Raw genomic sequence first — 13,401 nt, 5'->3', positions numbered from 1 at the left:
AGAATGGCTAATCAACACAGTCGGTCGCATCCGCGACAGCCGCCGCCGGGCGAAACCGGCAATAACGGGCACGCAGGCAAGCGGCGCGCGGGCCATAAGAAATCCGGAGGGAAAGTGATGTCGGAAAAGGCAAGCATGTTTGAAAGCATGAGTGAGATGTCGGAGAAGTTCTTCACGGTAGAGGGCGCGAAGAAGTTTGCCGCCTGGTATATCGACACCAACGAGAAGATCGCGCACCAGTTGCTGGACTTCCAGGCCTCGGCCACGGCGTGGGCCAAGGAAACCCCGCTCGCGCCGATCTTCGCCGCCCAGCAGGAGTTCGGCAAGAAGATGGTAGAGCGCTCGGCCGAAGCCGCCCGCTCCCTGTGGCGCCTGAACTAGTCGAATAGCAACCATATTTCTCGGCCCCCGCCGCGAAATGATTACTCACTCGCAGAAAGCGGCGAGCCTCGTTGAGGCTCGCCGCTTTTTCTCACTTCCGTGTCGACGACGGCAGCGCCGCTCGCTTCACCGCACTTCTGGGCTCGGATCGAAAAGCATTACTCCCGGTCGTTCGACGGTTCCCTTAGCTGCGATGGATGTCCAGGCTTCTCCACGACGCCGCCTTCAAGGTTCCATCTTAATAGGGCTTAACAGATCCTGACGCGGTCAAACGTCTCGCACTCCCGCATCTGAAACTTTATTGTACTTCCGCAGTCTTTCGCTTATTTCTTAAGGTGTTTCGAACTGAGTGCGATTGCGCAAAATGAAGCGCAAGAAGTCGGAGAAGAGGGGAATGGAGGCAACCCGTGCGGAACTCTGCCCACGGAATTCAAAGGATCGTCTGTCCATACATGCTCTGCTTGCGAGCATTTTTGTGTGGCTGGTCCTCTTCGCTGCTCTGCATGTGGCATCTGCGGCAGCGCAATGCGGGGGCAACGGGCAGCGCGCGTGCTGCATTCAGGAAGGTCGGGCGTGTGGGCGCGGCTTGATTGAGGTTGCTGGGTGCGACGCAGGATCCACCGACGCTTGCTTATGTGGCCGTGTTTTGGGGTTTCCCATCTACGCCACAAATCATTGTGTGCTACCGGCTCCGTGCGGAGGCGTGGGACAACGCGCCTGCTGTGTCGATCTCGAGGGCCCTGCTTGCCAGCTTGGCCTGACCCAAGTAGCCGGTTGTCCAGAGAACTGCCTCTGTGGTGGGCTCAATCCTGGCGGACTTCTCAGCTCTATCACCTCTTGTATAAAAGCCACTCCTTGCGGTGGCGTGGGGCAACGGGCGTGCTGTGTCCTGGAACGCGGCTCCCCGTGTGATGCTGGTTTGAGCGAAATCCCTGGCTGCACGGGCGATTGCACCTGTGGCGCGGGGATCGATATACCGCTGGCTTCCTCATCAGGAACCTGTGCCCAACTTCCGTTCGCCAGCATCGACGAACCGAGCACCAACGGAACTCCCGCGGACTCCCCTCCGCAGGATGATCCGTTGCGGGGTTATGCGGACATCCATGTCCATATGTTTGCGAACCTCGGGCATGGCGGTGGGGTCGTTGTCGGCGAGGCCTACGATGCGCAGGGAGGGATTAATCAAGCACTCAAGCAGGACTACGGCACCAATCTCGATCTGGTTCAAAAAGATGGTACCGAACTGCATAACCCGGAAGTGAGCCTTCCGTTTTGCCCAAAGTTTCTTCCGAACTGCGGATCGAAACTCTTCCACGGCGACCATACGCCGCTCGATGATCCCGTGGGATTCGGCACCGAGGACAGACCAGGCTCCAATCTGGGTGTACCTCTCTTCAATGGCTGGCCGACGTGGACCACCACCGTCCATCAACAGGTTTACTACAAATGGCTGGAGCGGGCCTGGCAAGGAGGGCTGCGGTTGATGGTCATGCAGGCCGTCACGAACGAGGCCTTGTGTCTGAGCAACAAGCACCTCAGGGGCATTGATTGCTCGGTCTCGATGCTGCCGCCGGATCGCCTCAATGAAATGGATCTCTATGATGATCACTTTCAGCTCAAGGCGGGGGAAACGGCGCCGCAGTTGCCCCTACCTCCCGTGGAAGCGCAACTCCAGGCCGCTTATCAATTCGAAGCCTTCCTTGACCAACAAAGCGGCGGGCCGGGACAGGGATGGTTCCGGATCGTCACAACTCCCGACCAAGCGCGCGCAGTGATTCGTGCAGGGAAACTGGCGGTCGTGCTGGGTATCGAAGTCGACAAACTATTCGGCTGTTCGCTCAACGGGCCCTGCACTAATGCGTCTGTAATCGCCGCGGTGGACAAATATTACGCCAAGGGTGTTCGTGCCGTATTTCCGGTGCACAATTTCGATAATGGTTTCGGCGCTGCCGCGACGTGGCAGGATGCGATCGGAGTGGGGCAAGGCGCTGCGGTTGGAAGCTGGTGGCAAACCATGGACTGTGGCAATTCGGGCTATGGCTTCTGGCTCGACCGCACCGTCATGCAAGCGCTTTATGCCATAGGCTTTGCCGGTAAAATAGCCGATGTACCATTTTATCCACCTGGCCTTCCCAGTTGTAACAAGAATGGATTACTTCCCCTCTCGGGGACTTTGTTCGACGCGTTAAAAAGCAAGGGAATGATTATCGATATTGACCACATGTCGAGTAAGTCGATCGAGAACACGCTGAGCTGGGCGGAGCAGCAAAACTATCCGATAGTAGCCAGCCATACTCTTTACTTCGATCTTTACCATCAGCACTACTCGGGCAATGGGGGCCGGCACGAGCGCATGCGGACGCGTGCTCAGTTGGACAGGATCAGGAAGCTCGGCGGCATGGTCGCGGTCATGCTCAAAGATGATGTTCAGGACACGGACAGAAAAGACGAGCAGGTTGAGGTTGGCTACCCATCGAGCCGCGTGCCGGACAATTGTCTCCACTCCTCAAAGACCTGGGCGCAAGCATATAGGTATGCCGTGGATGTCATGGGCGGCCCTGTAGCTTTTGGCAGCGATTTTAATGGAGTTGCCGGCCACGTCGGACCGCGCTTTGGCGATCACTCGTGCGGCAACAACACAAATGAGCAACTTCTGCAGTGGCGAGATAGTAGTAGGCTCTCCTATCCCTTCACCATTGCTGGCTTTGGCACCTTTGATAAACAGGTAACCGGCACCAAGGCTTTTGACTTCAACGTTGACGGCCTGGCGCATATCGGTTTGCTCCCGGACTTGGTCGCCGATCTCAAGGTCATTGGCTTGAGTGACGCGGCGCTCGAACCCCTGTTCCATTCCGCCGAAGCATATATCAACGTTTGGGAAAAATGCCTGAATGAGGCTGCGGAAGGCCAATAAGCGGGCGTCGTAAAGGTGTGGCTGAGAAAGCATGCGGATCTCCGGTTGGTGTCTGGAGTTAGCTTGCTCAATCAATTCAGCTCATCGGCAGAGATAGTCTCTCTCGACTCGACCTGTTAGCTTTGCCATGCGTAGACAAACATTTGGCGCCAATTTGGAAGTGCAATGACAAAGACCAGTCTGACGTTTATCGCCTTATGCGCGGCGTTGCTCTGGGTGGGTGCAGTACACGCCCAGACCGATTCGTCGCTTACGTGCCCTCAGCCATCCGGGCCGCTCGTAGGGCCGCGCTACCAGGATAATGGCAATGGCACTATCACCGACAATCAGACCGGTTTGATGTGGGAGAAGAAGACGGGAGTACCAGGAGTCATACCTCGAACCCCGAACGTACACGATGCCAACAACAGATACAGTTGGTCTCGCGCCCCGAGCACCAATCCAGGCGGTACGGCTTTCGGGAGTTTTGTTGGAACCCTCAACTACGGCCAATCCAATAACGGCCATACCAGCACGGGTTGCTTTGCGAATTACTGCGATTGGCGCTTGCCGACGATCGTGGAACTCCAAGCTATCGTCGACAATAACGCGTCTGGCTGTGGCGCCAATAGCGCATGCATCGACGGCACATTCGGGCCAACGCAGCGCCGCTTTTACTGGTCGAGCTCTACCTTCGCGAACGGTTTGAGCGACGCGTGGGGCGTGGATTTCGGCGTCGGCGATACCGAGCGCAACGATAAGAACGCCTCCTTCTACGTCCGAGCGGTGCGCTGCGGCGCGGTGAAGTAGGAAATTCGGTGAGTTGTCCGCAGAGCATTTGCGCGGGAGAAGAGTCATGAGAAAAACCAGTCTGACGCTCATCGCAGTGTGCGCTGCATTGCTGTGGGCCGCAGCGGGATACGCCCAGATAGAACCGCCTCCGATGTGCCCCCCGCCCGCAGGGCCGCTCGTAGGGCCGCGCTTCCAGGACAACGGAAACGGTACGGTCACCGACAATCAGACCGGTCTGATGTGGGAGCAGAAGACCGGAGTAGTGGGCGTCAAGCCTAAAACCCCGAACATTCACGATGTCAACAACAATTACTCGTGGTCAGGCCTCCTGAGCACAGACCCGGACGGGACGGTATTCGCGAATTTTTTGGGAACCCTCGACTTCAACCAATCCAGTGATGGCAGCAGCATCACTGGTTGCTTTGCGAACTACTGCGATTGGCGCTTACCGACAAGCGTGGAGCTCCAGGGGATTATCGATAAGACTGCGCCCGGATGTGGTCCTGGAGGCACGTGCATCGATCCCACGTTCGGACCCACGCAGCGCCGTGCTTATTGGTCGGGAACTACCGTTGAAGACGAGAACTCTTTCGTGTGGGACGTGCACTTCGAGCTCAGCCGCGGGCTCAACTTTCCTGGTCTCGCTCAAGGATTTAAGACCTCGAACTTCGCCGTCCGTGCCGTGCGTTGCAGCCAGTGAGGTCGGACAGTCGGTGAGCCGTCCATTGAGCATTTGATTGAGTGCGCGCCCGAGCGCGCTAAATGCGCCACAACAAGCGGCGACTCATCGACTTCTAGTTCGGCTCTTCGGCGGTTTTACGAAAAATTGATCACTACATAGCTGTTCATCACTTCAAAAACGCGCGGAGCCGGTCGGCCAGCTCCTGGGGTTTTTCTTCGGGGATGAAGTGGCCGCAGTCTGGGATCGAGCCGCCTTCGGATTTCAGGGCTACGCGTCTTAGCGATTCGATGACCAGTTCGCCGCGGCCGCGCGAGCCGCCGCCGCCGAGACCGAGCGTCGGCATCGGCAGTTTGAATCCGGTTGCGAACGTCGCGCGATTGTCGGCGACGTCCTGATGCATCGCGCGGTAGTAGTTGAACCCGGCGCGCATCGCGCCCGGTTGCGAGTAGGTGCGCACGTATTCGCGGATATCCGCGTCGCTGAACGTGCCTGCCTGGTTGGTGCCGTTCATGAAAAAGAACTCGAGGAAGATTCGCTCGCGGCCGTAGGTCAGCGCCTCGGGAAGGTCGGGCACGCGGTTAAACTGATGATGCCATCGCGGCGTGCCGCCGAGCGCTCCGCCCGACGGCTGATCGCCTGGCACCGGCACGTCGAGCAGGCAGAGATGCGTCACGGCATCGGCGTGATCCGCCGCGAGCCGGAACGCGACCGGCGCGCCCCAATCGTGGCCGACGACGGCGAAGCGCTGATGCCCGAGATGCTCGTGCATTAACAACCAGAGGTCGTTGGCGACAATCTTCTTCTCGTAGCCGCTCGAAGGCCGCGACGAATCGCCAAGCCCGCGCATGTCGGGCGCGACGAGCGTGTAAGCGTCCGCAAGCAGCGGCATCACGCGCCGCCATTCGTACCAGCTCTGCGGCCATCCGTGGATCAGCACGACCGGCGCGCCTTGTCCCATCGTCACGTAATGAAGCCGCACGCCTTTCAGCTCGGCATAATGATGACTGAATTCGGTCGCCATGATTTCCTCCGTCGTGCGACAATCTTGCGCATCATGGCAGGGCCTTCAATCGTCGTCGTGCTGATGGGCGTGTCCGGTTCGGGCAAGACTACGCTCGGCACGATGCTGGCGAGGGAACTCGGATGGGAATTTCGCGACGGCGACGATCTTCATCTCGCGGAGAACAAGCGCAAGATGCATCAGGGGATCGCGCTGACGGACGCCGATCGAGCGCCATGGCTCGCGGCGATCCGCGCGCTCATCGAGCGATTCCTGCGCGACGACACGAATCTGATCGTCGCATGCTCGGCGTTGAAGCGCGCCTATCGCCACGAGATCGTCGTCGACGCGGTGCGGGTGAAAGTCGCTTACCTGAAAGCATCGCGCGAGCTGATCGCACAGCGGCTCGCGGCGCGTAGCAGGCACTTCTTCGATTCCGCACTGCTCGGCAGTCAGTTTGCGACGCTCGAAGAGCCTGACGACGCGATCACGATCGACGTCTCGCACACGCCGGAGCAGGCGGTCGCTGATATCAGAGCGAAGCTGGGAATCTAGTCGGGCTGGCGGCGCGCGATGATCTGCGTTGACGGCGACAGCTCTTCGAGCGTCCGGCCCCGCGTCTCAGGCACCGCGACAAAGACGAGGACCACGCCAACCAGCGGTCCGAATGCGAGCACGGACGCCGCGTTGCCGAGCCCGCCCATCGGTTTTGAGAGCAGTCCGATCACGACGGGCGAGAGCGCCCAGCCGATTTGTCCCACGACCTGCACGCACAGCGAATAGCCGGTCGCGCGAATCTCCGTCGGGAACAGCTCCGTCGATAGTGCCGATGTCGCGGTGCGCGCCGCCTGGTACGCGAACATCGTCGCCATCTCTGCGATGAGCATCGTCCAATAGTCCGTGCTCTGGAACAGCACGTACATCGAGGCGCCCGCGCCGATGTAGAAAGCCGCGGTCGTGAAGCGCCGCCCGACGCGGTCCATCAGGAACCCTGACAACATCGAACCAATCGACCCGGCGACGTAGGCAAGGATGAACGCGGTGCTGACCTCGGGCGCGGTCCAATGCTGATCGCGGCGCGCGTAGAGGCTGAAGTAAGTGACAGTCGGACCTCCGATAAGACCGATCGAGTTCCACATCGTCGAAATGAGCAACAGGCGGCCGCGATACTGGCCGAGGAACGGCTTGATGCACATCCGGATCGAGGCCCAAAACTCCGGCATCTCATAGCCTGCCGCCGTACGCTCTTCCTGCACCGCGCGGAAGCGGGCCGTTTCGCGCATCCCGCGGCGCAGGAAGGCGATCAGAGCAAGCGGCGCAAGACCGAGCAGGTACATCCCGCGCCAGCCCCAGCGCGACTCCGACATCACGCCATAAATCAGCCCCGCGGCGGTCACGCCGAAGAACGCGACCATATGCAGTCCGCCGAGCGCACGGCCGCGCAGCTCGTCGGGAAACTCCTCGCTGATCATCGTCACGGCGACGCCGAACTCGGCGGCGAGGAAAACCTGGGCTGAGCTTTGGAAGATGGTGAACCCAAGTACGCCGGTTGACAGCGCGGTTAGGAGCGTAAACAGGCTGTAGCAGAGGACGGTCGCCGAGATGATAGGCTTGCGGCCATGGCGATCGGCGAGGATCACGACGAAGAACGAGACCATCCCGCCGATGCGCACGACCGTCGCCATCAGGCCGATCACGGGATCGCTGAGATGGAACGTCTTGGCGATGTCAGGCGTGCAGAGGTGGAAAATCGTGATGTCGTAGCCCTCGAAGATCGTGGCCGACATCAGCATCGCGAACAGCGCGTAGAGGTAGCGGCGCGTCGGAGGCGTGAAGCCTGCAGGAAGCGGAGCGTTGTCCAGATCTGATTGTGCTGCGCGCATTGAGCTACTACTGCGCCTCGGACGACGTGAAGACGCCGATAAGCTTTCTCAAATTAAGGATGGCTCCGCAAGCTGCCTTCGGCGGAACCTGGTTTATCATTCAATTACGGGAGGCACTGCTCGTCCAGGGGGAAGTCTCTCGAGCGAGGCGCCGGAATAGGGCGTGGCCGCTTTGCGTGCTAGAGCAAATCGCAACGAACAGCGCGGGGAGAAATCGATGAACGGCATAACCATCAAGGTTGAAACGAACCACGGATCATTCGATGCGTATCTCAGTCTTCCGCCTGCGGGCAGCGGTCCCGGCATCCTGCTGCTGCAGGAAATCTTCGGCGTGAACGGGCATATGCGGAACGTCGCGGACTCATACGCCGAGGAAGGCTACGTCGTGATCGCGCCGGATTTGTTCTGGCGCCTGCAACCGGGCGTGCAGCTCGGCTACGACGACCCGAGCGTTGCGCGCGCTCGCGAGCTGCGCTCCCAGTTCGACATCGACCAGGGCGTTCGCGATATAGGCGCGGCGCTGGCCGCTTTGCGCGCGCGTCCCGAGTTGCGCGGCAAGGCCGCGGCGCTCGGATACTGCCTCGGCGGGCTGATGGCGTATTTGTCGGCGGCGCGGCTCGATGTCGATGCGGCGATTTCGTACTACGGTGTGAGCCTCGACGCGCATCTCGATGAAGCCGCCGCAATCAACTGTCCAATCTTGTTTCACTTTCCGGAAAACGACCGCTTCGCGCCCGCGCCGCTTCGCGAGAAGATTCGGGCCGCCTTTGCAGCTCATGACGACGCGGAGTTTTTTGTCTATCGCGGCGCCGATCACGCCTTCAACAATTCGATGCGTCCCAATTACGATCGCGTCGCGGCGCAGCTCGCGCGCTCGCGCACGATCGGACTGCTACGGCGCGTGATGGGACCGCGCTACGATCTCAACGCAATCTGGGAAACTCACGGCGACTACGAATTCGCCACGCGCGATGCCGATGCGACGATCGCGACGATGGTCGCGGAGCCGTACGTGAATCATATCCCGACGCTCACCGGCGGCATCGGACGCCGCCAGCTGCATCGATTTTACAAATATCATTTCATCGCGACGCTCCCGGCTGACACGCGGATCGTATCGATCTCGCGCACCGTCGGTCCCGACTCGGTCGTCGATGAGCTGCTGTTCTGCTGCACCCACGATCGCGAGATCGATTGGCTCCTGCCGGGCATCGCGCCGACCGGCAAGTACATCGAAGTTCCAACCGTCGTGATCATCCAGTTCCGCGGCGATAAAATCGCGCACGAGCACATCTATTGGGACATGGGCACGGCCCTCAAACAGATCGGTCTGCTCGAGCGAAACGATTTGCCGATTGCCGGCATCGAATGCGCGCATAAGGCACGCGACGAAAACAGCCCCGCGTCCAACCAGATGCTGGCGCGGTGGAAGGAAAGCGAAGGGAAGCCGTAGCGATGCAATTAAAACGTGCGACGCGGATGGCATCGGAGTAGATCAGAAGGGTCGGAAGTCCGCCTGACGCAAAGGAGCTAACGATGGCCTCGACGCCGCTTACGCAACGTTCCGCATGGAAAGCGCTTCAGGCGCATCACGGCAAGATTCGCGACACGCATCTGCGCCAGCTCTTCGCCGACGATCCCAAGCGTGGCGAGACGATGGCTCTGGAAGCGGTCGGGCTCTATATGGACTACTCGAAGCATCGCGCCACCGGCGAGACCATCAAGCTGCTCATCGCGCTCGCCGAAGAATGCGGCCTGCGCGCGAAGATCGACGCGATGTTCCGCGGCGACAAGATCAACATCACTGAGAATCGCGCCGTGCTGCACGTTGCACTGCGCGCGCCGCGCGGCGAGAAGATCCTTGTCGATGGCAAAGACGTCGTGCCTGACGTGCACGAAGTGCTCGATCGGATGGCGGTGTTCTCGCGGCGTATCCGCGACGGTTCGTGGACGGGGCATACCGGCAAGCGCATCCGCAACATCATCAACATTGGAATCGGCGGCTCGGACCTCGGTCCGGTAATGGCGTACGAGGCGCTGCGCTTCTACAGCGATCGCAATCTCACGGTGCGCTTCGTCTCCAACGTCGACGGAACCGACTTCGCCGAGGCGACGCGCGATCTCGACCCGACCGAGACGCTCTTTATCGTATCGTCGAAAACCTTCACCACGCTCGAGACGATGACCAACGCGCACACCGCGCGCGGCTGGGCGCTTGGCACGCTCAAGGATGAAAAAGCGATCGCGAAGCATTTTGTCGCGGTCTCGACCAATGCGGCCGAGGTGACCAAGTTCGGCATCGACACCGCGAACATGTTCGGCTTCTGGGACTGGGTCGGCGGGCGCTATTCGATGGACTCGGCGATCGGGCTTTCGACGATGATCGCGGTCGGGCCGGAGAATTTCAGCGCGATGCTCGCGGGGTTTCACGCCATCGACGAGCATTTCCGCACCGCGCCGTTCGATCGCAACCTGCCGGTGCTGATGGGCCTGCTCGCGCTGTGGTACAACGATTTCTTCGACGCGCAGACGGTCGCGGTGCTGCCGTACGAGCAATACCTGAAGCGGTTTCCGGCCTATCTGCAACAGCTAACGATGGAATCGAACGGCAAGCACGTCACCCTCGACGGCACCGCTGTTGACTATCAGACTGGGCCGATTTTCTGGGGCGAGCCGGGGACCAACGGACAGCATTCGTTCTACCAGCTCATCCACCAGGGCACCAAAATCATCCCGTGCGATTTTATCGGCTTCTGCAAACCGCTGAACCACGTCGGACGCCATCATGACTTGTTGTTATCGAACGTATTCGCGCAAGCCGAAGCGCTCGCCTTCGGCAAGACTCCGGAACAAGTAAAGGCCGAAGGCACGGCAGATAAGCTCGTGCCGCATCGCGTGTTCGAAGGCAATCGCCCCTCGACGACGATTCTCGCCGATCAGCTAACACCCGAGATGCTCGGCAAGCTGGTCGCGTTATACGAACACAGCGTGTTCACGCAAGGCGCGATCTGGAACATCGATTCGTTCGATCAGTGGGGCGTGGAGCTCGGCAAAGTGCTGGCCCAAAGAATCATCCCCGAGCTGGAGAGCAAGGGCGATCCAGATCTAAAGCACGACAGCTCGACGAACACGTTGATTAGAAGATATCGGGCGAGCAAATCGGCATAAAGCTGTCTAATTTCTGACTGACTGAGAAAATATAGTGGGGCGGGCGTCCCGACGGGCGTCCCTGCCCGCCATTAAGACGGCGCGCTGCGCGCCTTCGATGCCGGGTGAGGGTAGTCTGTATTTTACTGGAAGGCCCGCGCGCGTGAGGATTCCAGTGTTTCACCTCTCTCTAGCCCTCTCCTAGGATAAGGAGAGGGGATCAGACCAGGAGCGGGTTGTGCGTGTGACTGTTGGTTATGAGCGAACGGCTCAGCCCGCGAGTTTCTTTTTCATCAGATCGTTAATCACCTTGGGATTGGCCTTGCCGCCCATGGCTTTCATGGCCTGGCCTACGAAGAAGCCGAATAGCTTGTCGCGGCCAGCGCGATACTCGGCGACCTTGGCGGGCTCCGATGCGATTATCTTGTCGATTGCTTCGATGATCGGGCCTTCGTCGCTTACTTGCAGCAAACCGAACTCGCTAACCGTCGCTTCCGCTGAGTTGCCGTTTTTCACCATCGCGGCGAAGGCAGTCTTGGCGGCGTTGAGGCTGATCTTTGCCTCCTCGACCATCTTGAGCAGGGCGCCTACTTCTTTCGCGGCAGGAACTGATTCGGCCAGCGATTTGCCCGGCTCGCGAAGGCGCAGCACTTCGGTCATTACCCAGTTGGCCGCGGTCTTGCGGTTCTTGAGTCCCGGCAGCGCCGCTTCGAAATAGTCAGCGACCTCGCGCTCGCTGGTCAGCACTCCGGCTTCGTATGCGGTCAGACCTTCTTTGACGTAGCGCGCGCGGCGATCGGCCGGCAGCTCGGGCATCTCAGTGCGAATCGCCTCGACCAGATCTGGCGCCACAACCAGCGGCGGCAAATCGGGCTCGGGGAAGTAGCGATAGTCATTCGCATACTCCTTCGAGCGCATCGGGCGCGTCACTTCGCGCACGGGGTCCCATAAATGCGTTTCCTGCGTTACCTTGCCGCCGGATTCGATAACGTCAATTTGGCGATCGATCTCATACTCAATCGCTTTTTCAACGAAACGGAACGAATTGAGATTTTTGATCTCAGTCTTGACGCCGTATTCCTTCTGTCCGCGCGGTCGCACCGAGACGTTGCAGTCGCATCGTAAGCTGCCTTCTTCCATGCGGCCGTCGGAGGCGTCGATATAGCGCAGGATCGCACGCAGCTCCTGCACATACGCGGCAGCCTCCGCGCCGGTGCGGATATCAGGCTCGCTGACGATTTCCACGAGCGGTACGCCGGAGCGATTCAGATCGACGAGGCTTGCGCCTTCTTCATGGATGTTCTTTCCCGCGTCCTCCTCGAGATGGATACGCACCAGCCGAATCCGGCGCGAGTCGCCATTCTCAGTCGGCAGGTCGACGTAGCCGCCTTTGCAGATTGGCGTTTCGTACTGACTAATCTGGTAGCCCTTGGGCAGATCGGGATAGAAATAACTTTTGCGATCGAAGATGGAGTAGGGCGCGATCTCGCAATGCGCCGCGAGGCCTGCGCGAATCGCGATTTTTACCACCTCTTCATTTAAAACAGGAAGCACGCCGGGCATCGCCACGCACACCGGGCAGGTGTTCGCGTTGGGCTCGCGGCCGAACTCCGTCGAGCATCCGCAGAACATCTTCGACCTGGTCAGCAGATGAGTATGGACTTCGAGTCCGATTACCGCTTCATATTTTTCGCGATTCGTCGCCATAGTCATTACTCAGATCGCGGGCTCGCGTTTGGTGAAGGCGCCGGAGCGCTCGTAGGCATCGCCGGCGCGCAAAATCGTTTCCTCGCTGAATGGCGGCCCGATCAGTTGCAGTCCGATCGGGAGATTTTTGCCGTCATAGCCGCACGGTATCGACATCCCGGGCAGCCCGGCGAGATTTACTGAGATTGTGAAGATGTCGGACAAATACATAGTCAGCGGATCGTCCATCTTTTCGCCCAGCTTGAATGCCGTGGTCGGTGCGACTGGAGTCATGATCACATCGCAGTTCTCGAAGGCGCGCTCGAAGTCGCGGCGGATCAGCGTGCGGACCTTCTGCGCCTTCAGATAGTAGGCATCGTAGTAACCGGTCGAAAGTGCGAAGGTGCCGAGCATGATGCGGCGTTTGACCTCGGCGCCGAAGCCCTGCGCGCGTGTCTCTTCGTAAAGCGTGATGTGATCGGGCGCCTCGGCGCGCAGGCCGTAGCGGATACCGTCGTAGCGCGCGAGGTTGGCGCTCGCCTCGGCGGTTGCGATCAGATAGTAAGCCGCGATCGCGTAGCTCGAATGCGGCAGCGAAATCTCGTGCAGCGTCGCGCCGAGCGATTCGTATTGCTTGAGCGCGGCGCGCACGGCCTGCTCGACCTCGGGCGCCATCCCGTCGATGAAATATTCTTTCGGCACGCCGATGCGCAGTCCCTTCACGTCGCCGGTGAGCGCCTTCTCGTAGTCGGGCACCGGGCGCGCTGAGCATGTCGAGTCCATCGGATCGACGCCCGCCAGCGTGCGCAGGATGATCGCTGCATCGCGGACAGTGTTCGCGAAGGGGCCGACCTGGTCGAGCGACGAGGCGTAGGCGATGACGCCGAAGCGGCTGACGCGGCTGTAGGTCGGCTTTATCCCGACCACGCCGCAGAAC

10 protein-coding genes and 1 pseudogene are annotated in these 13,401 nt (G+C 60.0%); 7 read left to right on the top strand and 4 right to left on the bottom strand.

Going from position 1 to position 13,401, the window contains the following annotated elements:
- The first annotated feature begins 3 nt into the window (after window positions 1-3).
- The 4 genes from VMA09_13960 (at window position 4) to VMA09_13945 (ending at window position 4,766) form a co-directional block, all read left to right on the top strand.
- Window positions 4-381, top strand: a complete 378-nt coding sequence (locus VMA09_13960; protein ID HUA34707.1) for a hypothetical protein — start codon at window positions 4-6, stop codon at window positions 379-381.
- A 919-nt stretch (window positions 382-1,300) separates the two neighbouring features.
- Window positions 1,301-3,295 (top strand): membrane dipeptidase, encoded by a 1,995-nt coding sequence (locus VMA09_13955; protein ID HUA34706.1) that lies wholly within the window; start codon window positions 1,301-1,303, stop codon window positions 3,293-3,295.
- A gap of 165 nt (window positions 3,296-3,460) precedes the next feature.
- Window positions 3,461-4,084, top strand: a complete 624-nt coding sequence (locus VMA09_13950; protein HUA34705.1) for a DUF1566 domain-containing protein — start codon at window positions 3,461-3,463, stop codon at window positions 4,082-4,084.
- 46 nt (window positions 4,085-4,130) lie between these two features.
- The gene (locus VMA09_13945) at window positions 4,131-4,766 is read left to right on the top strand and encodes a DUF1566 domain-containing protein (protein ID HUA34704.1); all 636 of its coding nucleotides are present in this window, start codon (window positions 4,131-4,133) and stop codon (window positions 4,764-4,766) included.
- Between the two features lie 148 nt (window positions 4,767-4,914).
- Here VMA09_13945 and VMA09_13940 read toward each other — a convergent pair.
- Window positions 4,915-5,781: pseudogene (locus VMA09_13940) on the bottom strand (alpha/beta hydrolase).
- 21 nt (window positions 5,782-5,802) lie between these two features.
- Between VMA09_13940 and VMA09_13935 the strand changes: the two are divergent.
- Window positions 5,803-6,303 carry a gluconokinase gene (locus VMA09_13935; protein ID HUA34703.1) on the top strand — a complete coding sequence of 167 codons (501 nt, stop codon included), beginning with the start codon at window positions 5,803-5,805 and terminating at the stop codon, window positions 6,301-6,303.
- Here VMA09_13935 and VMA09_13930 read toward each other — a convergent pair.
- Complete coding sequence (locus VMA09_13930) at window positions 6,300-7,631, bottom strand: MFS transporter (protein HUA34702.1); 1,332 nt, start codon at window positions 7,629-7,631, stop codon at window positions 6,300-6,302. The two genes, VMA09_13935 and VMA09_13930, sit on opposite strands and share 4 nt — an antisense overlap.
- 217 nt (window positions 7,632-7,848) lie before the next feature.
- Between VMA09_13930 and VMA09_13925 the strand changes: the two genes are divergently transcribed.
- Window positions 7,849-9,084 (top strand): dienelactone hydrolase family protein, encoded by a 1,236-nt coding sequence (locus VMA09_13925; GenBank protein HUA34701.1) that lies wholly within the window; start codon window positions 7,849-7,851, stop codon window positions 9,082-9,084.
- An 83-nt stretch (window positions 9,085-9,167) separates the two neighbouring features.
- Window positions 9,168-10,799: a glucose-6-phosphate isomerase gene (gene pgi / locus VMA09_13920; protein HUA34700.1), complete on the top strand. Its 1,632-nt coding sequence runs from the start codon at window positions 9,168-9,170 to the stop codon at window positions 10,797-10,799.
- A 249-nt stretch (window positions 10,800-11,048) separates the two neighbouring features.
- Here the strand turns inward: pgi and gatB are convergent, their stop codons facing one another.
- Window positions 11,049-12,485 carry an Asp-tRNA(Asn)/Glu-tRNA(Gln) amidotransferase subunit GatB gene (gene gatB / locus VMA09_13915; protein HUA34699.1) on the bottom strand — a complete coding sequence of 479 codons (1,437 nt, stop codon included), beginning with the start codon at window positions 12,483-12,485 and terminating at the stop codon, window positions 11,049-11,051.
- A 9-nt stretch (window positions 12,486-12,494) separates the two neighbouring features.
- The coding region (locus VMA09_13910) for an amidase family protein (protein ID HUA34698.1) at window positions 12,495-13,401 on the bottom strand (907 nt) is incomplete at its 5' end.

The sequence above is a fragment of the Candidatus Binataceae bacterium genome, from assembly GCA_035508495.1.
Lineage (GTDB): Bacteria > Desulfobacterota > Binatia > Binatales > Binataceae > JASHPB01.
Note: the sequence above shows the minus strand (reverse complement) of the source record. Positions and strands in the feature narration are given on the sequence as shown.